The sequence below is a fragment of the Rathayibacter sp. AY2B5 genome, assembly GCF_002931645.1.
Classification (GTDB): Bacteria; Actinomycetota; Actinomycetes; order Actinomycetales; family Microbacteriaceae; genus Rathayibacter.
This window is the reverse complement of sequence record NZ_PSUE01000003.1, coordinates 162,748-189,367: the sequence shown is the minus strand read 5'-3', so window position 1 is coordinate 189,367 and position 26,620 is coordinate 162,748. Positions and strand designations below refer to the sequence as shown.

Below are 26,620 nucleotides of genomic sequence, written 5' to 3'. Positions count from 1 at the left end.
CCCGGCCTCCCCTCGTGCTCGCGGCTCCGGGGCGCCCCGGGCTCGCGGGACCGGCGTCGATCCGCTCGATCGGACGGTCGCGACGAGCCGATCGCGATTCTACGAGCCGGAGGCGCCACCGGAGCGGTCACAGCCGCGCGAGAGCGGCGTTGAGCTCGAGCACGTCCACCGTCGGCTCGCCGAGGTACCCGAGCTCGCGGCCGGCGGTGTGCTCCTCGACCAGCGCGCGCACGGCGCTCACGTCGAGCCCGCGGGCGGCGGCGACGCGGGGCGCCTGCAGCTGCGCGTAGGCGGGGCTGATCGCGGCGTCGAGCCCCGAGGCGGAGGCGGTCAGCGCATCGGCCGGCACCGCGGCCGGGTCGACGCCCTCGAAGGCCGCGATCGCGGCCCGGCGCTCCTCGACGGACGCGACCAGGTCGGCGTTCTCGGGGCCGAGGTTGCTGCCGGTCGAGGCCGCGGCGTCGTAGCCCGCGGCGGAGGGACGCGACTGGAACCACTCCGGCAGGGGCGCTCCGTCGGCGTCCGTGAACGACTGGCCGATCAGCGACGAGCCGATCACCGCGCCGTCCTGGCGCAGCAGCGAGCCGTTCGCCTGGGCGGGCAGGGCGAGCTGCCCGATCCCGAGCACCGCGAGCGGGTACGCCGCTCCCAGCAGCACGGTGAGCACGATCATCGCGCGCAGCGCGACACCGTAGGGACGGAACATGGTCTCTTCTCTCTGTCTTCAGTGGTCGGGACGGGCGGGTCAGAAGCCGGGGATCGCGGCGACGATCAGGTCGACGAGCTTGATCCCGAGGAACGGAGCGATCACTCCGCCCAGCCCGTAGACCAGGAGGTTGCGGCTGAGGATGCGCGAGGCGGCGACCGGGCGGTACGCCACTCCCCGCAGCGCGAGCGGGATCAGCACGACGATCACCAGCGCGTTGAACACGATCGCCGAGAGGATCGCCGAGGCCGGCGAGTGCAGCTGCATCACGTTCAGCACCGCGAGCCCGGGGAAGACCCCCGCGAACATCGCCGGGATGATCGCGAAGTACTTCGCCACGTCGTTCGCGATCGAGAACGTGGTGAGCGCGCCGCGGGTGATCAGCAGCTGCTTGCCGATCCGCACGATGTCGATGAGCTTGGTGGGGTCGGAGTCGAGGTCGACCATGTTGCCCGCCTCCTTCGCCGCCGAGGTGCCGGTGTTCATCGCCACGCCCACGTCGGCCTGCGCGAGGGCCGGGGCGTCGTTGGTGCCGTCGCCGGTCATCGCGACCAGCGCGCCACCCTCCTGCTCGCGCCGGATCAGGGCGAGCTTGTCCTCGGGGGTCGCCTCGGCGAGGTAGTCGTCGACTCCCGCCTCCGCCGCGATCGCCTTCGCGGTCAGCGGGTTGTCGCCCGTGATCATCACGGTGCGGATGCCCATCGCGCGCAGCTCCGAGAAGCGCTCGGCGAGCCCGTCCTTCACCACGTCCTTCAGGTGCACGACGCCGAGCAGGCGGGCGCCGTGGGCGTCCTTCACCGCGACGACGAGGGGCGTGCCGCCGCTCTCCGAGACGCCGTCGACGAGCACCGTGAGGCGCGCCGCGACCGCGGACGGCAGCGGCCCCTCCTCCTCCACCCAGGCGCGCACGGCAGAGCCGGCGCCCTTGCGGATGGAGGAGCCGTCGGCGAGGTCGAGCCCGCTCATCCGGGTCTGCGCGGTGAACGGCACCACGGCGGCCTGAGCGGGCTCGGCGGCGGGGCGGCCCGAGTCGCCCGCGAGGTCGACGATCGACTTCCCCTCGGGCGTCGGGTCGCTGAGCGAGGAGGAGGCGGCCGCGTCGACGAGGGCGGCCTGCGCCACTCCGTCGAGCGGGAGGAACGCCACCGCGCGGCGGTTGCCGTAGGTGATCGTCCCCGTCTTGTCGAGCAGGAGCGTCGTGACGTCGCCCGCCGCCTCCACCGCCCGGCCGGACATCGCGAGCACGTTGCGCTGCACGAGCCGGTCCATGCCGGCGATGCCGATGGCCGAGAGGAGGGCGCCGATGGTGGTCGGGATGAGGCAGACGAGCAGGGCGACCAGCACCGGGACGCTCACGGAGGCTCCCGCGAACGAGGCGATCGGGTTCAGGGTCAGCACGACCACGACGAACACGATCGAGAGGCTCGCCAGGAGGATGTCGAGCGCGATCTCGTTCGGCGTCTTCTGCCGCGACGCGCCCTCGACCAGGCCGATCATCCGGTCGACGAAGGTCTCGCCCGGCCGCGAGGTGATGCGCACCACGATCCGGTCCGAGAGCACTCGCGTGCCGCCCGTCACCGCGCTGCGGTCGCCTCCGCTCTCGCGGACGACCGGTGCCGACTCGCCCGTGATCGCCGACTCGTCGATGGAGGCGATGCCCCAGACGATGTCGCCGTCGCCGGGGACGAGGTCGCCCGCCTCCGCCACGACCACGTCGCCCAGCTGCAGCTCGGCCGAGGAGACCTCGACCAGGCGGGCCGACAGGGCGGAGGGGTCCGCGGGGTCGTAGTCGGCCACGCGCCGGGCCGGAGTGCTGGTGCGGGTGGCGCGCAGGCTCTCGGCCTGGGCCTTGCCGCGGCCCTCGGCCACCGACTCCGCGAGGTTCGCGAACACCACGGTGAGCCAGAGCCAGATCGCGATGCCGGCCGTGAAGGTGACGGGCACCGTCGATCCGCCCGACTCCTCCGGCCCCCCGAGGAACGGCTCGGCGATCGCCAGCACCGTGGTCAGCACGGCGCCGACCTCGACGATGAACATCACGGGGTTGCGCCACATCAGGCGCGGATCGAGCTTGCGCAGCGCTCCGGGGAGGGCAGCGGCGAGCTGGCGCGGCCCGAGGGCGGCGCGGGTGGGGCGCGCGGGTTCCGCGGGGGCCTCGGTCAGTGCAGTGGTCATCGGAGTCGCAGTCCTTCCGCCAGGGGGCCCAGCGCGAGTACGGGGAAGTAGGTGAGCGCGGTCACGACGACCGTGACGCCCACGAGGAGGCCGACGAACTGCGGCCGGTGGGTGGGCAGCGTGCCGGCGCTGGAGGGCAGCGGCGACTGCGCCGCGAGCGAGCCGGCCAGGGCGAGCACCAGCAGGATCGGGAGGAAGCGGCCGAGGAGCATCGCGACGCCGAGCGCCGTGTTGAGCCAGGGCGTGTTCGCCGTCAGCCCCGCGAACGCCGAGCCGTTGTTGTTGGACGCGGAGGTGAAGGCGTAGAGCACCTCCGAGAGCCCGTGCAGCCCGGGGTTCAGGATCGACGTGCTCTCCACGTCCTCCCGTACCGCCGGGATCGCGAAGCTCAGGGCCGTGCCGGCCAGCACGAGCGTCGGCGTCACGAGGATGTAGAGGCTCGCGAGCTTGATCTCGCGCGGGCCGAGCTTCTTTCCCAGGTACTCGGGCGTCCGGCCGACCAGCAGCCCGCCGACGAACACGGCCAGCACCGCGAGCACGAGCATCCCGTAGAGGCCCGAGCCGACGCCGCCGGGGGCGACCTCGCCGAGCATCATGTTGAGCATCGGCAGCATGCCGCCGAGCGCGGTGAAGGAGTCGTGCATCGCGTTGACGGCGCCGGTCGAGGTGAGCGTCGAGGCGGTCGCGTAGAGGGCGGAGCCGGCGATGCCGAAGCGCGTCTCCTTGCCCTCCATCGCGGCTCCGGCGGCCTGCGCCGCGGATCCGCCGCCCGCCGCCTCCAGCGCGGTGAGGGCCGCGAGCGACACGACGAAGATCGTCGCCATCGCCGCGAGGATCGCGCGCCCCTGCCGCACGTCGCCGACCATCCGGCCGAAGGTGCGCGGCAGCGAGAACGGGATCGCGAGGATCAGCACGATCTGCAGCAGCGACACCCACGCCGAGGGGTTCTCGAACGGGTGCGCGGAGTTGGCGTTGAAGTAGCCGCCGCCGTTGGTGCCGAGCAGCTTGATCGCCTCCTGCGAGGCCACCGCGCCGCCCGGGATGCTCTGCTCGCCGCCGGTGAGTGTGGTCACCGTCAGCGGGCCGTTCAGGTTCTGGATCACGCCGCCCGCGATCATCACGACCGCTGCCGCCACCGCGAGGGGCAGCAGGAGGCGCAGCGTGCCGCGCACGAGGTCGACCCAGAAGTTGCCGAGCGTTCCGGAGGAGCGGCGCGCGAATCCGCGGATCAGCGCCACCGCCACGGCCAGGCCCACGGCCGCCGAGACGAAGTTCTGCACGGCGAGGCCGCCGAGCTGCACCGCGAAGCCGAGGGTCGCCTCCGGGGAGTAGGACTGCCAGTTGGTGTTGGTGACGAACGAGACGGCGGTGTTGAACGCCAGCCCCTCCGGCACCGCGGGCAGGCCGAGGGAGCCGGGCAGGACCGCCTGGAGGCGCTGCATCCCGTAGAGCAGGAGCACGCCGACGAGCGAGAAGGCCAGCACGGCCCGGAGGTAGGCGCGCCAGCTCTGCTCGCCCGCGGAGTCGACGCCGATGAGGCGGTAGACGCCGCGCTCGAGGGCGAGGTCGCGCGTCGAGGTGTAGACGCGGAACATGTGGTCGCCGAGGGGGCGGTGGAGGAGGGCGACGGCCAGGCCGACGGTCGCGACCTGGAGGACGGCGAGGAGCGGATCCATCAGAAGCGCTCCGGTCGGATCAGGGCCGCGACGAGGTAGACGACGGCGGCGAGCGCCAGCACGGCCGCGAGGGCGTCGAAGACGATCACCGGCCCGCCTCCTTCTCGCGGGTCCCGCGGGTCGCCGAGGGGGGCGGTCCGCCCAGCCGCTCGACCCCCTTCGCAGCGAGAGCGATGAGCGAGAAGAGGGCGAGCACGCCGAGGAGGTAGGCGAGGTCGAGCACGGAGGACTCCATCCGGGGAGCGGACGACGCCCGGGACCGGACGCCTGCCGGGAAGCGGCACAGGAAGCGATGCAACACCTCGCGGGGGCCCCTCGGAGCGGTCCTCACGGTTCCCCTACGGCCCGGCCCGGAGTCCTCGCGTTTCCCTCACGCGGACGGCGGCGGGCGCCCGGCGGAGGGGCGCGAGCCGGGCGGGAGCCGAGCGGTGAGAGCGTTCTCCCCCAGCAACGGCGGGGGTCGACGTCCCGAAGATCACATTTCGGCATCGCCTGGACAAATTCGCCGCCCGCGCTTTACTCCCCCCGATCGAAGGAATATGTTCTCTCCGTGGACAAAGCCCCTCGGGGCTCTCCCGCCCTCCCGGGCGACGACACGACGACGTGCGCCACACGTGCACGCCTCTTGTCGTCCTCTCCCTCGGACACTGCTTTCAGAGAGGAATGCACTCCATGAAGTTCTCCCGCGGCATCACCACGCTGGCCGCCGCCGGCATCATCTCCCTCGGCCTCGCGGCCTGTTCCGCGAGCCCCGCCAACTCCGGAGGCGCCGCTGCCGGCGCCGGCGCGGAAGGCGACTGCACCGTCGGCATCTCGATGCCCACGCGCAGCCTCGAGCGCTGGATCAACGACGGCGAAGGCCTCCAGTCGCAGCTCGAGGGCGACGGCTGCACCGTCGACCTCCAGTACGCCGACAACAAGACCGATCAGCAGATCTCGCAGATCCAGAACCAGATCGCCGGCGGCTCCAAGATCCTGGTCATCGCCGCGATCGACGGCGAGGCGCTCGCGCCCGTCCTCGCCGAGGCGAAGAAGCAGAACGCCACCGTCATCGCCTACGACCGTCTCATCAACGGCACCGCGGACGTCGACTACTACGCGACCTTCGACAACTACAAGGTCGGCCAGCTCCAGGGCCAGTACATCGAGTCGACCCTCGACCTGAAGAACGCCGCGGGTCCCTTCACCCTCGAGCCCTTCGCCGGCAGCCCCGACGACAACAACGCGAAGTTCTTCTTCTCCGGCGCGTGGGACGTCCTGCAGCCCTACATCGAGAGCGGCAAGCTCACCGTCCCCTCGGGCAAGTCGCCCGCGTCGGACGACGACTGGGCCTCGATCGGCATCCAGGGCTGGGCCTCCGACAAGGCGCAGTCCGAGATGGACAACCGCCTCTCCTCCTTCTACACCGGCGGCCAGAAGGTCGACGTCGTGCTCTCCCCCAACGACAGCCTGGCCATCGGCATCGAGGCCTCGCTGAAGTCGGCCGGCTACACCCCCGGCGCCGACTACCCGGTCATCACCGGCCAGGACGCCGACAAGGCCAACGTCAAGGCGATCCTCGCCGACGAGCAGTCCATGACGGTCTGGAAGGACACCCGCACCCTCGGCGACCGCGTCTTCCAGATGGTGCAGTCGATCGTCGCGGGCGAGGAGCCCGAGGTCAACGACACCGAGACCTACGACAACGGCGAGAAGGTCGTCCCGTCCTACCTGCTGGAGCCGCAGGTCGTCACGAAGGACGACGTGCAGTCGGTCCTCGTCGACTCCGGCTTCCTCAAGGCCGGCGACGTCGGACTCTGATCCGTCGGGCGGGGGCGGGGAGGAGCGATCCTCCCCGCCCCCGCCTCCCCGTCCGCACACCACTCCCCCCCCAACGAAGTGAGGCCCTGTTGGCCAGTCCCATCCTCATCATGCGCGACATCGTCAAGGAGTTCGGCGGCGGCGTCCGCGCCCTCGACGGCGTCTCGCTCTCGGTCCAGCCCGGCGAGGTCCACGCCATCTGCGGCGAGAACGGCGCCGGCAAGTCGACCCTGATGAAAGTCCTCTCCGGCGTGTACCCGTACGGCAGCTTCGAGGGCACCATCGAGTTCGAGGGCGAGGAGGCGCAGTACCGGTCGATCAACGACAGCGAGGCCGACGGCATCGTGATCATCCACCAGGAGCTCGCCCTCAGCCCCTACCTCTCCATCGCCGAGAACATCTTCCTCGGCAACGAGAAGTCGACCCGCGGCGTCATCAACTGGAACGCGACCAACGCGGAGGCGGCCAAGCTGCTCGCCCGCGTCGGCCTCGCCGAGAGCCCCGCGACCAAGATCCTCGAGCTCGGCGTCGGCAAGCAGCAGCTCGTCGAGATCGCCAAGGCCCTCGCCAAGGAGGTGAAGCTCCTCATCCTCGACGAGCCCACCGCCGCCCTCAACGACGAGGACAGCGACCACCTGCTCGGCCTGATCGACCAGCTCCGCAAGCAGGGCATCACCTGCATCATCATCAGCCACAAGCTGAAGGAGATCCGCGCCATCGCGGACACCGTCACGATCATCCGCGACGGCCGCACCATCGAGAGCTTCCCGATGGCCGGCGAGGAGGCGTCCGAGAGCCGGATCATCCGCGCGATGGTCGGCCGCGACCTCAACAGCATGTTCCCGCCGCGCGACCCGCAGATCGGCGAGGAGAAGCTGCGCGTCGAGAACTGGACGGTCCACCACCCGGTCGACATCAACCGCGTGGTCGTCGACGACGCCTCCTTCACCGTCCGCGCCGGCGAGATCGTCGGCTTCGCGGGCCTGATGGGTGCCGGACGCACCGAGCTCGCGATGAGCATCTTCGGGAGGAGCTACGGCACCGGCATCTCCGGCCGCGTCTACAAGGACGGCGAGGAGATCCAGACCCGCACCGTCGACGAGGCCATCCGCAACGGCCTCGCCTACGCGACCGAGGACCGCAAGCGCTACGGGCTCAACCTCATCGGCGACATCACCGTCAACGTCTCGGCCGCCGCGCTCTCGCGCCTGGCCCGGCTCGGCGTGATCGACAAGCACCGCGAGTACAAGGTCGCCGACTCGTACCGATCGAAGATGAACATCAAGGCGCCGACCGTCTCGGCCGTCACGGGGAAGCTCTCCGGCGGCAACCAGCAGAAGGTCGTCCTCTCGAAGTGGATCTTCTCCGGTCCCGACGTGCTGATCCTCGACGAGCCCACCCGCGGCATCGACGTGGGAGCCAAGTACGAGATCTACGGGATCATCAACGAGCTCGCGGCCCAGGGCAAGGCGGTCGTCGTCATCTCGTCCGAGCTGCCCGAGCTGATCGGCCTCGCCGACCGCATCTACACCATCTCCGAGGGACGGATCACGGGCGAGATCGATCGCGCCGACGCCACCCAGGAGCACCTCATGCACTACATGACCGCCGGAAAGGAACAGGCCCGATGAGCGCCACGACCACCACAGCGCCGGCGGACACGCCCGCCAACACGCCCTCCACCCCGCCCAAGCGCTCGCGCCGGCTGAACATCAACCTCCGGCAGTACGGCATCCTCGCCGCACTGGCCATCATCATCCTGCTCTTCCAGGTGCTGACCGGCGGGCGCCTGCTCCTGCCCGGCAACGTCAACAACCTGATCCAGCAGAACGCCTACGTGCTGATCCTCGCGATCGGCATGGTGATGGTCATCATCGCCGGCCACATCGACCTCTCGGTCGGCTCGGTCGTGGCGATGGTCGGCGCCATCTCGGCGATCGCGATGAACAACTGGGGCCTGCCCTGGTGGGCGGCCGTCGTCGTCGCCCTCGTCACCGGCGCCGCCGTCGGAGCATGGCAGGGCTTCTGGGTCGCCTTCGTCGGCATACCGGCGTTCATCGTGACCCTCGCGGGCATGCTGATCTTCCGCGGCTTCACCCTCGTCCTCCTCACCGGCGGAACGATCAACGGCCTCCCCACCGAGTTCACCGCGATCGGCGCCGGCTGGCTGCCGGGCGTCCTCGGCGGCATCGCCGGGCGCGACGCGCTCACCCTGGTCCTCGGCCTGATCGTCTGCGTCGTCCTCGTGGCCCAGCAGCTCCGCAGCCGCGCGACCCTCCGCCGCCTCGAGCTGCCCCGCGAGCCCATCGGCTCGCTGGTCGCGAAGTCGGCCATCGCCGTCATCGCGATCATGGCCCTCTCCTGGCTGCTCGCCGGCTACAGCGGAACCCCGATCATCCTGATCGTGCTCGCCGTGCTGATCCTCGCCTACAGCTTCGTGCTCGGCCGGACGGTCTTCGGCCGCCACATCTACGCGATGGGCGGCAACCTGTTCGCCGCTATGATGTCCGGCGTCAAGACGAAGTGGGTCAACTTCTTCATCTTCGTCAACATGGGCGCACTGGCCGGAGTCGCGGGCATCGTCAGCACCGCCCGCGCCGGCGGTGCGGTCGCCTCGGCCGGACAGAACTACGAGCTGGACGCGATCGCCGCGGTCTTCATCGGCGGCGCCGCCGTCCAGGGAGGCGTGGGCACCGTCGTCGGAGCCGTCATCGGCGGACTCGTGATGGGCGTGCTCAACATGGGCCTGTCCATCCTCTCGGTCGACGCGGCCTGGCAGATGGCGATCAAGGGCTTCGTCCTCCTGCTCGCGGTGGCGTTCGACATCTTCAACAAGCGCCGCGCCGGCGGCCGCTAGGCGAACGCCGAGCGCCGCCCAGCGGCGCTCCTCGTCCTTCTCTTCTACAGTTCTCGGGCGCGGCTTCTCCTCGGGGGAGCCGCGCCCGAGTGCATCCGAGACCCGTCGGGGTCCAGCGACAGGCAGGCGATCATGGCAGGAGCAGTCGGAGCCTCCAGCAACGCGCTGCTGCGCCGCACGAACCTCGCGAGCCTCGCGACCCTGGTGCACCGCTCCGGTCCCACCAGCCGCGCCGAGCTCGGCCGCCTCACCGGGCTGAACCGCTCCGCCGTCGCGAACCTCGTCGGCGAGCTGAGCGAGCTCGGCTGGGTGGCGGAGGAGACCACCGCGCCCGACGGCCGCATCGGCCGCCCCAGCGCCACCGTCGTCCCCGGCGACCGGTTCGCGGCCGTGGGCGTCCACCTCGACACCGACGCGATCATCGTCGGCCTCGTCGGGCTGCACGGCGAGCTGCTCCGCCGCGTCCGCTTCGACACCCCCAAGCCCGCGAGCCCCGCCACGGTGGTCCGCGTCGTCACCGGCATCGTCGAGGGCTTCCGCTCCGAGCGGGAGTCGCTGCGCACGCTGGTCGGCGCGGGCGTCGCCGTCCCCGGCCTCGTCCAGGCCGACTCCGGCTTCGTCCACCGCGCCCCGCACCTGGGCTGGCGCGACGTCGACCTCGCCACCCAGCTGAGCCGCGCCCTCGACCTCCCGGTCGCCGTCGGCAACGACGCGACCCTCGGCGCCATCGGCGAGTCCCTCTTCGGAGCCGCGCACGGCGTGGCCGACGTCGTCTACGTCACCGGCGGCGCGGGCGGCATCGGCGGAGGAGTCATCATCGGCGGCGTCCCGCTCCAGGGCTCCTCGGGGTTCGCGGCCGAGCTGGGCCACACCCTCGTCGCCACGAACGGCCGCCTCTGCGGCTGCGGCCGGCGCGGCTGCCTCGAGGCCGAGGTCCGGATGCGCTCCCTCCTCGACGTCCTCGGCGCCCGCGTCCTCGACCAGGACGAGCTCGACATCGCCCTGGGCACCTCCCGCGACCCCGCCGTCCTCGGCGAGGTCGCCCGCCAGGTCGACCTGCTCTCGGAGGGCCTGTCCACCTACATCAACCTCTTCAACCCCACCGCGGTCGTGCTGGGCGGCTTCCTCGGCTCGCTGCTCACCGTCGACCGCGAGCGCCTCGCCGCCCGCGTCTCCGCCCGGGCCCTGAGCGACCTCGCGCGCGGCGTGCGGATCGAGCGGGCCGCCCTGCGCTCGAGGCTGGAACTCGTCGGCGCCGCGGAGCTACCCTGGCGGCGGGCGCTGGCGGATCCCGCCGCCGTCACCGGGGGCGCGCAGCCGCCGGGTGGGAGCAGCAGCCGCGAGGACGCCCTGGGCGCCCGCGCCTGACCCCGGCACTCGAGTGCCGGCACCGCGTCGAGGAGGACGAGCATGGCCGACTGGAACGACACGATCATCGAGGAGTTCCGCGCGAACGGCGGGACCGTGACCTCGGGCGGCTTCGGGAGGAGCCTCGTGCTGGTGCACCACCGCGGCGCCCGCTCCGGTGAGGAGCGCGTGACTCCGCTGATGGCGCTGCACCCCTCCGAGGACGTCTGGCTGCTCGCCGCGTCCGCCGCCGGTGCGCCCAAGCACCCCGCCTGGTTCCACAACCTGATCGCCCACCCGGACCTGGCGATCGAGACCCCCGACGACGGCACCGTCGACGTCCGGGCGCGCGTCCTCGCCGGGGAGGAGCGCGACGCCGGCTGGGCCCGCTTCACCACCGCCTCCGCCGGCTTCCTCGACTACGAGAAGCGCACCGCCCGTATCATCCCGGTCGTGGAGCTCACCCGCCGCTGACCGCGAGCCGTCAGCGCAGCAGCACGGGCACCGTGTCCGGCGTGCTCCAGCTCAGCGCGATCCGCTCGCGGAAGCCGCCGCTGCGCAGCTCCGCCTCGAGCGCGTCGATCACCACGGGGAGCAGCGCGCGCCGCTCGATCAGCAGGTCGAGCACGAGCCGGTCGCCGGAGGTCAGCAGCACCGGGCCCGATCCGGGCAGCACCGCGATCCACTGGCACTCCCCCACCTGCACGCTCCGGTGCCGGCCGAGGCGTCGGAGCAGCTCGGGCAGCGCCTGCGTATCGAGGGCGGACACGTCGGCACGGAGGGCGATCACCCCGCGAGCGTGCCCGCGCCGGACGACCTCGCGCCGACCTCCCGGTGAACACCGCCCCTCCGCGGGACGCCGTCCGCGAGAACGACACGACAGGAGCCCGCCCCGGAGCGCACCGCACCCGGGAACGGGAGAAGCCCCCGACCGGACATCCGATCGGGGGCTTCTCTCCGGTTCCCTCGAACCCGGTTCTCTCGAACTCCGGTTCTCATGAACTCTGGTGCGCGAGGGGGGAGTTGAACCCCCACGCCCTTTCGGGCACACGGACCTGAACCGTGCGCGTCTGCCTATTCCGCCACTCGCGCTCACCAGCGGCACCGAAGCGCCGACGAGAAATCGTAGCATCCCCCGGCCCCGGAGCCGAACCGGCACCCGCCGCCCCGGGTCGGAGCTCCCCCGGGAGCCGCCACCGGGCCGTGCCGGTGAGAGCGCGCACACGGCACTCCGGCCGCGAAACCACCGCGGAGGATCGCGCATCCAGACCATCCCAGTAACATGCCCGTAGCCGTGCGCGGCGCAGACCAAGAAGAGGAAGCGGCGACGGGCGCGCAGACATCTCGATCCGTGCGCGACCGCCGAGAAGGCGAAGAACCGGAAGATCGGAAGACTGTGGGCATACTGGACAACTTCGAGAAGGGACTCGAGCGCGTCGTCAACGGCGCGTTCGCGCGGACCTTCAAGTCGGGTCTGCAGCCGGTCGAGCTCGCCTCCGCCCTCCGCCGGGAGCTCGACACCTCCGCCGCCGTGGTCAGCCGCGAACGCATCCTCGTCCCCAACAGCCTCGTCCTGCGGATGTCCGCGACCGACCTCGACCGGATGCAGCGCCTCGGCGCCACGCTGATCGACGAGCTCACCACGGTCGCCACCGAGCACGCCACCAAGCAGGGCTTCCGCTTCCCCGGCCCGATCGACATCTCCCTCGCCGTCGATCCGGCGCTCAGCGACGGCATGGTCGAGGTCGACTCCCGCAGCGTGAAGGGCACCGTCGCCTACACGCCCGTCCTCGACATCGACGGCCGGCGCCACCCGATCACGAAGGCGCGCACCGTCATCGGCCGCGGCAGCGACGCCGACATCACCGTCGACGACTCGGGCACGTCCCGCAAGCACGTCGAGATCCTCTGGGACGGCTCCCGCGCCCAGGTGCACGACCTCGGGTCCACGAACGGCTCCAAGCTCGACGGCCGGCCCGTCACGCAGGCGCCCCTGGCCCCCGAGCAGACCATCACGATCGGGCGCACCTCGATCGTCTACCGCGTCGTGCAGGGCTCCGCGCCCGCACGCACCGACCGCCCGTCGTCCGGCAGGGCAGCCGGACGCGGTTCCGAGGGATTCTGGGACGACCGGCTATGAGCGAGCTCACTCTCTTCCTCCTGCGCATCGCGTTCCTCGCGCTGCTGTGGTTCTTCGTGTTCGGCATCGTCTACGCGCTGCGCTCCGACCTGTTCGGGCAGCGCGTGCGCAAGCTGCCGCCCGGCGCGCAGGCCGCGTCCCCCGAGGCCCCGTTCGTGACGGCGGCCCAGCCCGTGGTCGCCGCGGCCGCCGCGGCTCCCACGCCCGCGCAGCCCGCCTCTCCGTCGGCCCCCTCGGCCCGGAGGAGCCGAGAGGCCGCCGCCGAGCGCGCCGAGCAGGGAGGCGCCGCCACGGTCCACACGGCGCAGCGCCTCGTGATCACCTCGGGCCCCAAGCGGGGCACCGAGCTCGAGCTGACCGGCGACCCGCTGACGATCGGCCGCTCCGCGGAGTCGACGCTGGTCATCCGCGACGACTACACCTCGACCCACCACGCGCGCCTGCTCCTCTGGAACGACGAGTGGATGATCCAGGACCTCGACTCCACCAACGGCACCTTCCTCGACGGCCGCCGCGTCGGCGCGCCCACCAAGGTGCCGCTGGACACGCCCGTGAAGGTCGGCACCACCACCTTCGAACTGCGGCGGTCGTAGCGCGTGGCCCCCACTCCGGAGAGCGGCTCCGGCCACGGCGCGGTGCGCGAGAGCGCCGCCGTCTCGCACGTCGGCAGGATCCGCTCGAACAACCAGGACTCCGGCTACGCGGGCCGGCAGCTCTTCGTCGTCGCCGACGGCATGGGCGGCCACGCGGGCGGCGACGTCGCCTCCTCCATCGCGATCAAGCGCATCGCGGAGGCGGACCGCGTCTACGCCTCCACCTACGAGGCCGAGGACGAGCTCAAGCGCACCCTGCTGGCGGCCAACACCCTGCTGGCCGACGCCGTGGTCGACCACCCCGAGCTCACCGGCATGGGCACCACCGTCAGCGCGATCGCCCGCGTCGGCGAGTCGGTGGCGATCGCGCACATCGGCGACTCCCGCATCTACGTCCTCCGCGACGGCCGGCTCGAGCAGGTCACGACCGACCACACCTTCGTGCAGCGCCTCGTCGACTCCGGCCGCATCACGGAGGAGGAGGCGATGACGCATCCGCGCCGCTCCGTCCTGATGCGGGTCCTCGGCGACGTGCACACCAACCCCGAGATCGACACGCTCACGCTCGAGACCGAGCCGCACGACCGCTGGCTGATCTGCTCCGACGGCCTCTCCGGCGTCGTCCCGCACGACGAGATCCTCAAGGAGCTCAGCCGCGACGAGACCGCGCAGCAGGTGGCCGACCGCCTGATCCGCGACAGCCTCTCGCACGGCGCCCCGGACAACGTCACCGTCGTCGTCCTCGACATCCCCGGGGCGGGCGACACCGCGCGCATCCTCGCCCCCGTGGAGGAGCCGGTGGTCGTCGGATCCGCCGCCGCGCCCACGCCCTTCAGCACCGACGACTCGCAGAACCGCGTCCGGATCCCCGGCCTCCGCCTGCACACCCGGGCTCCCGCCGCGCAGGGCCCCACCCACTTCGAGCCCGCGTCCGAGGACTACCTCGACGAGCTGATCGAGGAGGACCGCCGCCGGCACCTGCGCCGCCGCATCACCTGGCTCGTCGGCCTGTCCCTCGTGCTCATCATCGGATTCCTCGGGATCCTCTTCGCCTACGACTGGACGCAGTCGCGCTTCTACGTCGGCACCGACGGGGACACCGTGATCATCTACCAGGGCATCCAGCAGTCGGTCGGCCCGCTCTCGCTCTCGGAGGTGAAGGAGGACACGGGCATCCCGCTCGACTCCCTCCGCGCCTACGACGTCGAGCAGCTGGAGCAGACGATCAGCGCCGACTCCTACGCCGGCGCGGTCGACATCGTCGAGCGCCTCACGGACGCGAACGGAGCACCATGACGGACGCCGCCACGGCCACCGCCCGCCCCGCCCCCGAGCGGCAGGGCTTCTTCCGCCAGAAGCTGCGCAATCTCGAGCTCCTGCTCCTGATCGGCGCATGCCTCATCGATGCCGGCGCGATCGTGCTCGTGCAGCTCGGCGCCCTCGGCTCGATCGACACCACGCTGGTCTCGCTGGGCGCCGGCCTCTCGGCGCTCGTGCTCGCCGTGCACGTCGTGCTGCGCTTCGCGGCCCCGGCGGCCGACCCCTTCCTCCTCCCGATCGCCACCGTGCTGAACGGCCTGGGCGTCGCCGAGATCTACCGGATCGACATCGCCGACGGCGCGACCGGCTGGGAGTCGGTGGCGGTGCGGCAGATCTTCTGGAGCGCCCTGGCCGTCGTGGCGGCGATCGTGGTGCTGCTGGTCATCCGCAACCACCGCGTGCTGTTCCGCTACACCTACGTCGCCGGGTTCGCGGCGATCGTGCTGCTCCTGCTGCCGCTCCTGCCTTTCATCGGCCGCGAGGTCAGCGGCGCGCGCGTGTGGATCGGGATCGGCGACGTGGCGAGCTTCCAGCCCGGCGAGATCGCCAAGATCGCCCTCGCGGTCTTCTTCGCCGGCTACCTCGTGCGCAACCGCGACTCCCTCTCGATGGTGGGCCGCACCGTCCTCGGGATGCGCTTCCCGCGCCTGCGCGACCTCGGCCCGATCCTGGTGGTCTGGGCGGTCACGATGGGCGTCATCGTCTTCCAGCGCGACCTGGGGACGGCTCTGCTCTACTTCGGCCTGTTCCTGGTCATGCTCTACGTCGCGACCGGGCGCACCAGCTGGGTCCTCATCGGCGTCGGCCTGTTCCTCGGCGGCGCGCTGCTGGCGAGCCAGACGCTCGACTACGTGGGCAACCGCTTCGCCAACTGGCTCGAGCCCTTCAGCGCCGAGCGCTACGGGGCGGATCCGGGCGGCAGCTACCAGCTCGTTCAGGGCCTCTTCGGCCTCGCGCACGGCGGGCTGCTCGGCACGGGCCTCGGCCAGGGGATGCCGGATCTCACGCCGGTCCCGCAGTCCGACTACATCATCGCCAGCCTCGGCGAGGAGCTGGGCCTCGCCGGGCTCTTCGCGATCTTCGGCCTCTACCTCCTGCTGGTCTCGCGCGGGTTCCGCATCGGCTTCGCCGGGCAGGACGACTTCGGGCGCCTCCTGGGAGTCGGCCTCTCGTTCGTGATCGCCCTGCAGTGCTTCATCGTCATCGGAGGCGTCACCCGCGTCATCCCGCTGACCGGCCTGACCACGCCGTTCCTCGCCGCCGGCGGCTCCTCCCTCGTGGCGAACTGGATGATCGTGGCGGTGCTGCTGCGCCTGTCCGACACAGTCCGCAGTCAGCCTCGTCTGGTGGTGTGATCCGTCGATGAACCGAGAACTCAAACGGGTGAGCCTCGTCGTGCTGACGATGTTCGTGGCCCTCTTCCTCTCCACCACCACCATCCAGGTGATCCAGGCCGACTCCCTCGACGAGGACGGCCGCAACACGCGGACCCTCTACGAGAGCTTCTCGACCGAGCGCGGCGCGATCCTCGCCGGCGGTCAGCCGATCGCCTCCTCGACGCCGTCGGACGACCTCTACAAGTTCCAGCGGCAGTACGCGAACGGCCCGCTCTACTCCGCCGTGACCGGCTACTTCACCCTGAACCAGGGCACCACCGGCATCGAGCGCACGCTCAACGACTACCTCTCGGGCACCTCGAACTCGCAGTTCTTCGACGAGATCAACAACCTCGTCACGGGCCAGGACCCGAAGGGCGCGTCGGTCGAGCTCTCGATCGACCCGGTCGCCCAGCAGGCCGCCTTCGACGCGCTCGGCGACTACACGGGGGCCGTCGTCGTGACGGAGCCGGCCACCGGCCGCATCCTCGCGATGGTCTCGAAGCCCACCTTCGACCCCACCGCGCTGGCCTCCCACGACACCGACGACGTCCTCGCCGCCTACCGGGCGCTGAACGACGACTCCTCCGAGCCCCTCGTGAACCGGGCCATCGGCGGCTCGCTCAACCCGCCCGGCTCCGTCTTCAAGCTCGTCGTGGCCTCGGCCGCCCTCGAGTCCGGCCGCTTCACCGCCGACTCGAGCTTCCCCAACGTCGAGTCGTACACGCTGCCCGGCTCCTCGTCGCAGGTGATCAACTCCGGAGGCGGTCTCTGCGGCTCCGGAGAGACGGTCACGCTGGCCACCGCCGTCTCGCTCTCCTGCAACGTCCCGATGGCCGAGATGGGCGTGCAGCTGGGAGCGGACGCGATCCGCTCGCAGGCCGAGAAGTTCGGGTTCGACACCGAGCTCGAGATCCCGATGTCGGTCGAGGCGAGCACCTACCCGACGAAGACGGACGACGCCCAGACGGCCCTCACCGCCTTCGGGCAGTACGAGGTGCGCGCGACGCCGCTGCAGATCGCCATGGTCTCCGCGGCGATCGCGAACGGCGGCGAGGTGATGCAGCCGAACCTGGTCGACTCGATCCGCTCGCAGGACCTCAGCGTGCTGCAGCAGTTCCAGGAGAAGTCGCTCGGCCGGGCGGTGAGCACGCAGACCGCGGACGCCGTCAAGGCGATGATGGTCGCCAGCGTCCAGGGCGGCGCGGCGACGAATGCAACAATAGGGGGCGTCACTGTGGCCGGTAAGACCGGCACCGCCGAGAACGGCGGGGACGACCCGTACACCCTCTGGTTCACCGGCTTCGCGCCTGCGGACGACCCGCAGTACGCCATCACCGTGCTCGTGGAGAACGGTGGAGGGCTCGGCCAGACCGGGTACGGCAACCTGATCGCCGCACCCATCGGACAACAGGTACTAGAGGCGGTGCTGAACAAATGAGACCCACGACAGGCCTCACCTTCGGGGGACGCTACGAGCTGCAGTCCCGGATCGCCATCGGCGGCATGGGAGAGGTGTGGCAGGCGACCGATCTGGTCATCGGCCGCACCATCGCGATCAAGATCCTGAAGGACGAGTACCTCGGCGACCCCGGCTTCCTCGAGCGCTTCCGCGCCGAGGCCCGCCACGCGGCGCTGGTCAACCACGAGGGCATCGCCAACGTCTACGACTACGGCGAGGAGGACGGCTCGGCCTACCTGGTCATGGAGCTCGTCCCCGGCGAGGCGCTCTCGACCGTCCTCGAGCGCGAGCGCGTCCTGTCGACCGACAAGGTCCTCGACATCGTCGCGCAGACCGCGCTCGCCCTGCACGCCGCGCACGCCGCGGGCCTCGTGCACCGCGATGTGAAGCCGGGCAACCTGCTCATCACGCCGGACGGCCGCGTCAAGATCACCGACTTCGGCATCGCGCGCATCGCCGACCAGGTCCCGCTGACGGCGACCGGGCAGGTCATGGGCACGGTCCAGTACCTGTCCCCGGAGCAGGCGAGCGGCCAGCCCGCCTCCCCCGCCACCGACATCTACTCGCTGGGCATCGTCGCGTACGAGTGCCTGGCCGGGCGCCGCCCCTTCACGGGCGAGTCGCAGGTCGCCATCGCGATGGCGCAGATCAACGACACCCCGCCGGAGCTGCCGGTCACGGTCGCGGAGCCGGTGCGCAATCTCGTCTACTCCTGCATCGCCAAGAAGCCGGCCGACCGCCCCGCCACCGCCGCGCACCTCGCGCGGGCGGCCCAGGCGCTGCGCTCGGGCGACGTGCGCGGAGCGGCGCTGGCCGTCCCCGCGGTCCTCAGCGACCTGCCCGCGACGCAGGCGACCACGGTCCTCCCCTCCAACCAGGGCGCGACGCAGGCGACCACGGTGCTCCCCTCCGGCGCGCCCGCGGCCGAGGCCGCCGCTCCGTTCGTGCCGATCGAGGAGCCGCTCGAGGCCTCCGAGGAGCCGCGCAGGCGCAGCCCCTGGACCTGGCCGCTGATCGCCCTCATCGTGATCCTCGCCGTCGTCATCGCGGGCACGATCTTCGCCCTGACGACCGGCGGGAGCAGCGACCCGGCCGCCTCCCCCACCGCGACGACCAGCACTGCCCCGTCGCCGACGCCGTCCGAGACTCCGAGTCCCACGCCGACGCCGACCTCGAACACGGTCGTCATCGACAAGGCCGACTACGTCGGGCGCCCCTTCGACGACGTCGAGACCGAGCTCGAGGCCCTGGGCATGGGCGTCCGCCGCGCGGACGGCCCGAGCGCCCCCACCGCCGAGCAGGTCGGACTCGTCGAGGACGTGAACCCCACCGCGAACGTGGTGAAGGGCACGACCATCGAGGTCTCCGTCTTCACCGAGGTCGCGACCCCGGACGCACCGACCGCCGTGCCGACCGTCACCCCCGCCGCCTCCAGCGTCGAGGCGGGCGCGACGTTCAACGTCACCTGGAGCAACTACAACCAGTGCCCGAGCGGAACCTCCGTGAGCGGTTACCGGGTGACCGCGACCGGTGAGGGCGCGAGCGTGACGAGCACCAACCCGTCGAACTCGACGACCGCGACGATCCAGGCCGGCACCACGGCGGGCACGATCGACGTCACGTACACCGTGCTCTGCGGCGAGTCGGAGTCGGCGGCCTCGCCCACCCTCTCCGTCACCGTCGAGGAGCCGGCTCCGACCCCGGCGCCGACCCCCACCTCGAAGGCCACCTCGACGCCCACCCCCTCCGAGTAGCGGCGGCGCGCCGGCCCGGGGCATCGCTCCGGCCCAGCGCCTCGGGGCCGTCGCGTCGCGCCCCCGCCCGGAACACCAGGGGCCCATAGGTACACTTGCCGTGGCTCCTCGGGGCCGCACCACACGGAAGTACAGGGCGGGAGCGTGCGCGTGACGGATGAGGGTCGCCTGATCGCGGGACGGTACCAGGTCGGGCCCCGGCTCGGCCGCGGCGGGATGTCCGAGGTGTACCTCGGCACCGACACCCGGCTCGGCCGCACCGTCGCCATCAAGGAGCTGAAGCTCTCCCTCTCCTCCGACTCCGCCTTCCGCCTGCGGTTCCGGCAGGAGGCGCAGTCCGCGTCGCGCATGTCGCACCCCACGATCGTCCGGGTCTTCGACGCGGGCGAGGAGGTCTCGCTCGACGACAACGGCGCCGAGTCGCGCCGGCCCTTCATCGTCATGGAGCACATCGAGGGCCGCCTCCTCAAGGACCTGATCGCCGAGGGCCCCCTCGACGTGGACGAGGCCGTCCGCATCACGGAGGGCATCCTCACCGCCCTCGAGTACTCGCACCGCGCAGGCGTCGTCCACCGCGACATCAAGCCCGGCAACATCATGCTGACCCCGTCGGGCCAGGTGAAGGTAATGGACTTCGGGATCGCCCGCGCCGTCTCCGACTCCGCCGCCACGGTCGCTCAGACCACGGCGATCCTCGGCACCGCGGCCTACTTCTCCCCCGAGCAGGCGAAGGGCGAGCAGGTCGACGCCCGCAGCGACCTCTACTCCGCCGGCATCGTGCTCTTCGAGCTCCTCACCGGCCGTGCGCCCTTCCGCGGCGACACCCCGGTGGCCGTCGCCTACCAGCACGTCAGCGAGACGCCGCCGGCGCCGAGCTCCATCAACCCGGCCGTCACCCCCGCACTCGACGCGGTCGTCGCCCGAGCACTCTCGAAGGACCGCTACGAGCGCTTCCAGGGAGCTGCGGAGTTCCGCGACGACCTGCGCGACGCCGCCGCCGGACGCCTCCCCGACCACCGCCCGATCGACGAGCTGACCACCTCGCTCTTCGCGGCCCGCAGCCAGGGTGGAGTCAACGACTCCGAGCTCGCCCTCCGCCAGCTGGCCGAGGACAACTCGATCGTCCGCACCCAGCGCCGCCCGCCGGTCCTCTGGATCTGGTCCTCGATCGTCGTGCTGGCCGTGATCGTCGCCGCACTCGTGATCTGGGTGCTGACGCTCCAGCCCGCGTCCACGCTGCCGTCGCAGTCGCGCGAGGTCCCCACCCTCACCGAGACCACCTACGACAGCGCCCAGTCGACCCTGACCGAGCTCGATCTCGTGCCGAGCCAGGTCGCGGAGTACAGCTCGACCGTCCCCGAGGGCGAGGTGATCCGCACGGATCCGGGCTCGGGCACGATCGTCGCACCCGAGACGGTCATCCGCATCGTCGTGTCCCAGGGCCCGCAGCCCGTCGCCGTGCCGGACACCGTCGGGCAGAGCCTCGCCGAGGCCATCGACGCGCTCACCGCCGTCGGCTTCGTCGAGGGCTCCCAGACCCGCGAGAACTCGCCGACCGTCCCGGGCGACGTCGTGCTCTCCGCCTCCCCCGGAGCGGGACAGCAGGTCGCCCCGGGCACGCCGGTCGACCTCACCGTCTCCTCCGGCCAGGTCACGCTCCCCGACCTCGTCGGGACGTCCCTCAGCAGCGCACTGGCCACCGTCGCCTCCGAGAAGCTGCAGCTCGTGGGGGTCGAGGTCCCGGACGAGACCTGCGACGCAACCCGGGCGAACCCGCCCATCACGACCCAGTCCCTGGCTCCGGGCGACGTCCCGCAGGGATCGACCGTCCAGCTCGGATACTGCGCGGGCTGACCCGGCCTGCAGCCCGCTGCGGCTGCGGCGTCGGCCGACGGTGCCCAGTGGAGGCCGGGTCGCTGCTCTGCGCGCCGAGAAGGGCTCGTCCGGACGTTGCTCGTCGGGTTCGATGCTCCACGGGGGCCGACGGCCCCGAGCTGAACGGCTAGGCCCTGCGCGCGTCGGCGAGCGGGGGCTGGAGCCGCACGACCTCGCCGGCTGCCGATCCATCGGCGGGGCGCGCGATCCTGCCGCGGATGTCGCTCGGGGTGAGCCCCTCGCGGCGCTTGAGCGCACGGCGGAGGTGGTCCGCCGAGGAGAATCCGGACGCGGCGGCGATCGCCTCGAGCGGGACCTCCCGCGGGCGGCGGCGCAGGAGCTCCACGGCGCTGGCGACCCGGGATCGCTCGATCTCGCTCGCGACCGTGGTGCCCGCATCCTCGAAGAGCCGCTGGAGGGAGCGGGTGGACACGTTGACCGCGTCGGCCACCGCCTCCGGAGTGCAGCGCGGCGTGCGGTGCGTCCGGTCGATGACCGTGCGCGCGCGCCCTAGCGTGGCGGCTCGCACGCTCGTGGTGCCGGGCTGCGAGCTCGCCGCCGCGAGGAACGCGCTGGTGAGGAGCTGCTTGACAACGTGGGCGAAGCCGGTGACCTCGCCCTCGCCGGGCAGCCCCGTCCCGGACTCCGCCGCGAGGGCGAAGGCGGTCGTGAAGGCGTATGCGGCGCGGGTGGACCGGGCGTCGGGGTCGAGCGCGTAGACCGGGGCCGACGTGTCGAAGCCGTAGCGGCGCATCTCGTCGGCGCGCAGCGAGAGGTGGAGGATCGTGGCCGGAGTCGTCGACTCGGTCGTGAACGTCGTCGTCCCCTGCTGGTACGAGATCGAGCCCGGACGCAGCAGCACCGTTCGGTCCGGGGCGACCATGCGCACGAAGCCGTCGATGAGGAAGCTGAAAGTGAGGAAGGAGGTGTCGTCGGCCGGCCACGTCCCGCGGAGGACGCGCAGCGGCGAGACCGTCATCAGCACGACGCTCAGATCGGCGGTGCCGAATCCCGAACCGGTGATGCTCGGAACGGTGCCGGGTTTGACGACGATGCGCGGTCCGAGATTCTCGAGCTCTCGGATTCCCGAGAAAGCCCAGGAGATCGATGCGACCATCTGGTCCCCCCGGACTTCTCTTGTGGCGCCGACCCCCTGTCGACGCCCTCTGATTATGCAGCGAAAAGGGGCCGCATCCTCCGCCGGGAGCCCGTCAAATCCCGCCACCTGATCGGGGGGTGCGCAAGGGGGTGGACAAGGTCACGCTCATACCCTGTCGCGGCGTTCTCCTCCGCCCGCCGTCATTTAGCCGTCAGATGGCGGATTTCTACGTGAGAACGCGCTCAGGGCGGCATCCCCGTTCGGGGGACGGTGGTCGCTGATCATTCTCAATGCTCTCGACTCGATAACGAGCCCGATAAGCCCGGCGAATTCCAATTCATCGAGCCGGGATCGAGAGTCCGGGCGTGTCGTCGGCCGATACGGACGCTCCGCCCGGCCTCACCTCGCGCAGCCAGTTCTCGAGAAGGCGCCGCCCGCCCTCGGTGAGGACCGACTCCGGATGGAACTGCACGCCCACGAGCGGAGCACTCCGGTGCCGGACGGCCATGACCACTCCCTCCGGTGTCCGCGCCGTCACCCGCAGCTCCTCGGGAAGGCTCTCACCGTCGACCGCGAGCGAGTGGTACCGCATCGCGGCGAATCCGGAGGGCAGGCCGTCGAAGAGCGGATCTCCGTCGTGGAGGACCGCGGACGTCCGGCCGTGCAGCAGCTCCGGCGCCTCCGTGACGCGGGCACCGAGAGCGTGGGCGAGCACCTGGTGGCCGAGGCAGACTCCGAGCAGCGGCCGCCCGGTCGCCTCCGCCCGCTGCACGAGCGCCGTCGACGCGGGGACGTCCCCGGGACGGCCCGGCCCGGGTGAGACCAGGACTCCGTCCGCCTCCTCCGCGCGAGCCAGGAGCGCCGTCGTGCCGAGGTCGTCGCCCTCGACCACGTCGACCTCGGCACCGAGCTCGCGGAGATACGAGACGAGCGTGAAGACGAAGCTGTCGTGGTGGTCGACGACCAGGATCCGCGGGGCCGCGCCGGCGGTCACGAGCCGACGGTCACGTTCCGGTCGAGCACGAGCGACTGCACCCAGGGGAACACCCACTCGTCGAGCGCGACCAGGACCGCCGCGACGAGGACGAGGACGATCAGGAGCCGGACCCACCACGGCCCGGGCAGAAGACGCCACAGCGCTGCGTACACGGTCAGCCCTCCTGAGCCAGCGAGGCGGTGATCTCGGCGGGGGCGCCCGCGGACCGCGGCTGGAACGAGTCGAAGACGCCGTACGCGATGATCCGCTCGGCCGTCGAGTAGAGCGGGTTGCAGCTCGTCAGCGTGATCAGGCGGTCGGTCGGAGCCGCGTCCGGAGTCCACGGGACCGGGTCGATCACCTGGACGTCGGAGGGCTGGACGTACTCGAGGTTGCGGAAGCGGTAGGTGTACCAGCCGTCCGCCGTCTCGATGTAGATCGGGTCGCCGAGCTGGAGCTCGTCGATCAAGTGCATGCCTCCGCCGTACGCGCTGCGGTGCGCGGCGAGCGCGAAGTTGCCGGCCTGGCCGGGCATCTGCGTCCCGGGGTAGTGGCCGATGCTCCCCTCGTCGAGCACGTTCTCGGCGTCGATGCCCTCGGCGATCGTGCGCACCCACCCCTCGCCGTAGCGGGGGATGTAGAGGTTGCCGAAGGAGGTGTCGAGGGCGGCGACCGACGCGACGACCGGCTCCGCCGGGGCGGCCTCGGTCGGCTGCGGGGCCGGAGAGGAGTCGCCCCAGGTCTCGCGGAGCTCCGCCGCCTGCGTCGTCTGCCGGCCCGCGATCACCGCGTCGTTCCACCAGAGCTGCCAGGCCAGGAAGAGCAGGACCAGGACGCCGGCGGTCATCAGGAGCTCGCCGACGACTCCGAAGAACGAGAGTCGTCGGACCGGGCGGGCCCTCCGTCGCTTCGCTCGCGGCCGCAGAGCCGCCCCGTCGGGGTTCTGGGCGGTCATGCGACGAGTCTAGGCGCGAGCCGTGACCGGCTGTGGCGCATGATCCGGACCTGTGGAGAGCCCTCCCGAGTCGCCGCCTGAGGAGGGCCGATGGGACCACTCGAGCGCCTGCACCGGCCGCTCCGCGAGTCCGCACAGCACCCGCGCAGCCCGGGCGCTCCCGGCCCGGAGCCTCCGCCAGGTACAGTGGTCGGCATGGCACGAGCGACGAAGAGCCCGAAGCCCGAGCGCGACGAGGCCCGGACCGGCGAGAACGCACCGAATCCGGTCTGGTTCAAGCCGGTGATGTTCGGCTTCATGCTGCTCGGACTCGCCTGGATCATCGTCTTCTACGTGAGCCAGGGCACCCTGCCGATCCCCGATCTCGGCAACCTCAACATCCTGATCGGCTTCGGCATCGCGTTCATCGGCTTCCTGATGACGACGCGCTGGCGCTGAGCCTCCCCCAGTCGTGAACGACGCCCCGTCCGGTCCGCCGACGGGGCGTTCGTCGTCGGTGGAGCGTCTGCGCACCGCCGGCTGCGTCTTCGCCGAGGAGGAGGCGGGCCTGCTCGAGGAGGCCGCCGACTCCTCCTCCGACCTCGAGCTGCTGCTCCGGCGCCGCGAGACGGGCGAGCCCCTCGAGCAGATCCTCGGCTGGGTCGCCTTCCGCGGCCTGCGCGTCCCCGTCGCACCCGGCGTCTTCGTGCCCCGCATGCGCACCGAATGGCTGGTCGACTGCGCCCTGGAGATCCTCCCGGACGGCGCCGTGGTGCTCGACCTCTGCTGCGGATCCGGCGCCCTCGCCCGGTCGATCTCCGAGGAGCGGCCGGACGTCCGCCTGCTCGCGGCCGACCTCTCCCCCGCCGCCGTCGCCTGCGCGCGCCGCACGCTCGCAGGCCGCGGCGACGTCCACGAGGGCGACCTCTTCGACGCGCTCCCCGGGAGCGAGCGCGGGCGGATCGACGTCGTCGTCGTCAACGCCCCCTACGTCCCCACCGCCGCGATCGCGCTCATGCCGCCGGAGGCCCGGGTGCACGAGCCGATGCTCACGCTCGACGGCGGGTCGGACGGGCTCGCCCTGCACCGCCGCATCGCTCAGGAGGCGGGAGCGTGGCTCGCACCCCACGGCGTCGTCGTGATCGAGGTCGGCGCGGATCAGGCCGCGGCGAGTGCCTCGGCGTTCCAGGCGGCCGGGTTCGCCACCTCGCTGCACCGCGACGACGACCGTGAGGCGACGGCCCTGGTGGCCGTCCGCCGGAGAACTACACCGCTGTAATTATCCCCAGCTGTGGAATCTCCTGTGGAGAACTCCGCGGTCTCCGCCGCGCTGGCCTGCTCGAGGTGAGGAGGGCCCGGATCCGCACCAGTCCGCCGGTCCTCGGACGCGCCGCCGTCCCCGGATCGTCCTCCCGAGGAGGACACCCGGGACGTTCTCCCCAGTGTTAACAACTCTGTGGATAACTTCCTCCCCACCTGTTGAGAGCACCTGTGGACAGCGGTGGAGACGGTCACCGCGGGAACGACGAAGCGGCGGGCCCGGGAGTGCGCGAGGCACTGCCGGACCCGCCGCTGCGGGAGGGGGAGGGATCAGCCGAGGACGTAGGCGCCGGCGGTGATCGCGACCAGTCCGACTCCGATGAGCCCGACGAGGAGGTTCTGCGTGCGCCGCTGGGCGCGCTGCCGGGTCTTCGTGAAGACCAGCCCGATGAGCGCGCCGGCCACCAGACCGCCGACGTGCGCCTGCCACGCCACGTTCATCCCGGGCAGGAAGCCGATGACGAGGTTCAGTCCGACCAGCACCAGCAGCTGCGACGCCTGACCGCCCAGATGCCGGAGGATCACCAGGTACGCGCCCATCAGCCCGAAGATCGCACCGGAGGCGCCGATCACCGGGGTCAGCGGGTTCGCGAGGAGCAGGACGCCCACCGACCCGGCGAAACCGCTCAGGAGGAAGAGGGTGAGGTACCGCCCGCGGCCCAGCATCCGCTCGAGCACCATGCCGAACACCCACAGCGTGTACATGTTCAGCACCAGGTGGAACGGGATGACGATGAAGAGCGACGTGCTGTGGAGGAACACCGAGGTGAGCATCCGCCACGGCTCGAAGCCGGCACCGAAGCCGGGGAGCGTGTAGGCGGGGGCGTACAGGAGCGCGTTGACCGCCGGCCCGCCGACGAAGGGGAGGATCTCGACGATCCACAGCACGATGCAGAGCGCGATGATCGCGTAGGTCACCGTCGGCTGGTCGGCGCGGGTCATGGCCCGCACGCGGGAGAGGAGGGGACCGCGGGTGCGCGGCGCGGTGGCGCGCTGCTGCGCCATGTCGTCCGGGCAGATCACGCCGACTGGAGCGGGCGTCTGGCACTCGCCGCAGATGGTGCGGCCGCACCGCTGGCAGCGCACGAAGCTCTGCCGGTCGGGGTGTCGGTAGCAGGAGTAGGTGCTGCTCGGCGGGACCTGGGTCACGGACGTGCCTCCGGGGAGAACGAGGGCCGGGCCCTGACGGACCCGGCCCTCGAATGAGTGG

General features: G+C 71.6%; 25 protein-coding genes and 1 tRNA gene. 14 read left to right on the top strand and 12 right to left on the bottom strand.

Translation table 11 applies throughout. The features are described 5' to 3' along the window. Positions 1-127: 127 nt before the first annotated feature. The 5 genes from kdpC to C5C30_RS17535 are packed head-to-tail and all read right to left on the bottom strand — an operon-like array spanning position 128 to position 4,792. Complete coding sequence (gene kdpC, locus C5C30_RS03620; RefSeq protein ID WP_104333194.1) at positions 128-706, bottom strand: K(+)-transporting ATPase subunit C; 579 nt, start codon at positions 704-706, stop codon at positions 128-130. A 39-nt stretch (positions 707-745) separates the two neighbouring features. After that, the gene (gene kdpB / locus C5C30_RS03615) at positions 746-2,881 is read right to left on the bottom strand and encodes a potassium-transporting ATPase subunit KdpB (RefSeq protein ID WP_104268827.1); all 2,136 of its coding nucleotides are present in this window, start codon (positions 2,879-2,881) and stop codon (positions 746-748) included. Then, positions 2,878-4,557, bottom strand: coding sequence for a potassium-transporting ATPase subunit KdpA (gene kdpA, locus C5C30_RS03610; protein WP_104333193.1), 1,680 nt, complete (start codon positions 4,555-4,557; stop codon positions 2,878-2,880). Before kdpA ends, kdpB begins: the two co-directional genes overlap by 4 nt. Next, positions 4,557-4,646 (bottom strand): K(+)-transporting ATPase subunit F, encoded by a 90-nt coding sequence (kdpF, locus tag C5C30_RS03605; protein WP_068209492.1) that lies wholly within the window; start codon positions 4,644-4,646, stop codon positions 4,557-4,559. Before kdpF ends, kdpA begins: the two co-directional genes overlap by 1 nt. Further along, a complete protein-coding gene (locus C5C30_RS17535) occupies positions 4,643-4,792 on the bottom strand; it encodes a hypothetical protein (protein ID WP_167299012.1) in 150 nt (49 codons plus the stop codon). Before C5C30_RS17535 ends, kdpF begins: the two co-directional genes overlap by 4 nt. A 437-nt stretch (positions 4,793-5,229) precedes the next feature. Here C5C30_RS17535 and chvE point away from each other — a divergent pair, with 437 nt between their 5' ends. The 5 genes from chvE (at position 5,230) to C5C30_RS03580 (ending at position 11,035) form a co-directional block, all read left to right on the top strand. Next, positions 5,230-6,357, top strand: a complete 1,128-nt coding sequence (gene chvE, locus C5C30_RS03600) for a multiple monosaccharide ABC transporter substrate-binding protein (RefSeq protein WP_374952918.1) — start codon at positions 5,230-5,232, stop codon at positions 6,355-6,357. Between the two features lie 110 nt (positions 6,358-6,467). Continuing rightward, on the top strand, positions 6,468-7,988 hold the full coding sequence (gene mmsA / locus C5C30_RS03595; protein ID WP_104222653.1) for a multiple monosaccharide ABC transporter ATP-binding protein: 1,521 nt from the start codon (positions 6,468-6,470) through the stop codon (positions 7,986-7,988). Continuing rightward, positions 7,985-9,214, top strand: coding sequence for a multiple monosaccharide ABC transporter permease (gene mmsB / locus C5C30_RS03590; protein WP_104222654.1), 1,230 nt, complete (start codon positions 7,985-7,987; stop codon positions 9,212-9,214). The genes mmsA and mmsB overlap by 4 nt, the downstream gene beginning before the upstream one ends. A 132-nt stretch (positions 9,215-9,346) precedes the next feature. Further along, positions 9,347-10,582, top strand: coding sequence for an ROK family transcriptional regulator (locus tag C5C30_RS03585; protein WP_104222655.1), 1,236 nt, complete (start codon positions 9,347-9,349; stop codon positions 10,580-10,582). A 42-nt stretch (positions 10,583-10,624) separates the two neighbouring features. Continuing rightward, positions 10,625-11,035, top strand: a complete 411-nt coding sequence (locus C5C30_RS03580) for a nitroreductase/quinone reductase family protein (protein WP_104333192.1) — start codon at positions 10,625-10,627, stop codon at positions 11,033-11,035. A 10-nt stretch (positions 11,036-11,045) separates the two neighbouring features. Here C5C30_RS03580 and C5C30_RS03575 read toward each other — a convergent pair whose 3' ends face one another. Together C5C30_RS03575 and C5C30_RS03570 are read right to left on the bottom strand one after the other, a co-directional pair. Further along, positions 11,046-11,351 carry a hypothetical protein gene (locus C5C30_RS03575; protein ID WP_104268824.1) on the bottom strand — a complete coding sequence of 102 codons (306 nt, stop codon included), beginning with the start codon at positions 11,349-11,351 and terminating at the stop codon, positions 11,046-11,048. 215 nt (positions 11,352-11,566) lie between these two features. Next, positions 11,567-11,653: transfer RNA gene (locus C5C30_RS03570), tRNA-Leu, on the bottom strand. A gap of 304 nt (positions 11,654-11,957) precedes the next feature. On the opposite strand from C5C30_RS03570, the gene C5C30_RS03565 reads away from it, so the two are divergent. The 7 genes from C5C30_RS03565 (at position 11,958) to pknB (ending at position 21,060) form a co-directional block, all read left to right on the top strand. Further along, complete coding sequence (locus C5C30_RS03565) at positions 11,958-12,701, top strand: DUF3662 and FHA domain-containing protein (RefSeq protein ID WP_104333191.1); 744 nt, start codon at positions 11,958-11,960, stop codon at positions 12,699-12,701. Then, a complete protein-coding gene (locus C5C30_RS03560) occupies positions 12,698-13,294 on the top strand; it encodes an FHA domain-containing protein (RefSeq protein WP_104222659.1) in 597 nt (198 codons plus the stop codon). Before C5C30_RS03565 ends, C5C30_RS03560 begins: the two co-directional genes overlap by 4 nt. Positions 13,295-13,297: 3 nt before the next feature. Further along, positions 13,298-14,590, top strand: coding sequence for a Stp1/IreP family PP2C-type Ser/Thr phosphatase (locus C5C30_RS03555; protein WP_244229533.1), 1,293 nt, complete (start codon positions 13,298-13,300; stop codon positions 14,588-14,590). After that, on the top strand, positions 14,587-15,969 hold the full coding sequence (locus C5C30_RS03550; RefSeq protein ID WP_104225777.1) for an FtsW/RodA/SpoVE family cell cycle protein: 1,383 nt from the start codon (positions 14,587-14,589) through the stop codon (positions 15,967-15,969). Before C5C30_RS03555 ends, C5C30_RS03550 begins: the two co-directional genes overlap by 4 nt. Positions 15,970-15,976: 7 nt before the next feature. Then, on the top strand, positions 15,977-17,431 hold the full coding sequence (locus C5C30_RS03545) for a penicillin-binding protein 2 (protein ID WP_104232999.1): 1,455 nt from the start codon (positions 15,977-15,979) through the stop codon (positions 17,429-17,431). After that, positions 17,428-19,206 carry a protein kinase gene (locus tag C5C30_RS03540; RefSeq protein ID WP_104333190.1) on the top strand — a complete coding sequence of 593 codons (1,779 nt, stop codon included), beginning with the start codon at positions 17,428-17,430 and terminating at the stop codon, positions 19,204-19,206. Before C5C30_RS03545 ends, C5C30_RS03540 begins: the two co-directional genes overlap by 4 nt. A 150-nt stretch (positions 19,207-19,356) precedes the next feature. Next, a complete protein-coding gene (gene pknB, locus C5C30_RS03535; protein ID WP_104333208.1) occupies positions 19,357-21,060 on the top strand; it encodes a Stk1 family PASTA domain-containing Ser/Thr kinase in 1,704 nt (567 codons plus the stop codon). A gap of 148 nt (positions 21,061-21,208) precedes the next feature. Here pknB and C5C30_RS03530 read toward each other — a convergent pair whose 3' ends face one another. The 4 genes from C5C30_RS03530 to C5C30_RS03520 all read right to left on the bottom strand — a co-directional run bounded on the left by C5C30_RS03530 (position 21,209) and on the right by C5C30_RS03520 (position 24,111). Then, a complete protein-coding gene (locus tag C5C30_RS03530) occupies positions 21,209-22,198 on the bottom strand; it encodes a helix-turn-helix domain-containing protein (RefSeq protein WP_104222664.1) in 990 nt (329 codons plus the stop codon). Positions 22,199-22,517: 319 nt separating this feature from the next. Beyond that, positions 22,518-23,174, bottom strand: coding sequence for an aminodeoxychorismate/anthranilate synthase component II (locus C5C30_RS03525; protein ID WP_104262581.1), 657 nt, complete (start codon positions 23,172-23,174; stop codon positions 22,518-22,520). After that, complete coding sequence (locus C5C30_RS17530) at positions 23,171-23,329, bottom strand: hypothetical protein (RefSeq protein WP_167299010.1); 159 nt, start codon at positions 23,327-23,329, stop codon at positions 23,171-23,173. The genes C5C30_RS03525 and C5C30_RS17530 overlap by 4 nt, the downstream gene beginning before the upstream one ends. Before the next feature lie 2 nt (positions 23,330-23,331). Beyond that, positions 23,332-24,111 (bottom strand): class E sortase, encoded by a 780-nt coding sequence (locus tag C5C30_RS03520; RefSeq protein ID WP_104333189.1) that lies wholly within the window; start codon positions 24,109-24,111, stop codon positions 23,332-23,334. Between the two features lie 195 nt (positions 24,112-24,306). On the opposite strand from C5C30_RS03520, the gene C5C30_RS03515 reads away from it, so the two are divergent. Then, positions 24,307-24,549, top strand: a complete 243-nt coding sequence (locus C5C30_RS03515) for a cell division protein CrgA (RefSeq protein WP_104222667.1) — start codon at positions 24,307-24,309, stop codon at positions 24,547-24,549. A gap of 13 nt (positions 24,550-24,562) precedes the next feature. After that, positions 24,563-25,369: a putative protein N(5)-glutamine methyltransferase gene (locus C5C30_RS03510; protein WP_219812629.1), complete on the top strand. Its 807-nt coding sequence runs from the start codon at positions 24,563-24,565 to the stop codon at positions 25,367-25,369. Between the two features lie 311 nt (positions 25,370-25,680). Here C5C30_RS03510 and C5C30_RS03505 read toward each other — a convergent pair whose 3' ends face one another. Continuing rightward, entirely contained in the window at positions 25,681-26,559 is an 879-nt protein-coding gene (locus C5C30_RS03505; protein ID WP_104222668.1) for a rhomboid family intramembrane serine protease, read from the bottom strand. Between the last annotated feature and the right edge of the window lie 61 nt (positions 26,560-26,620).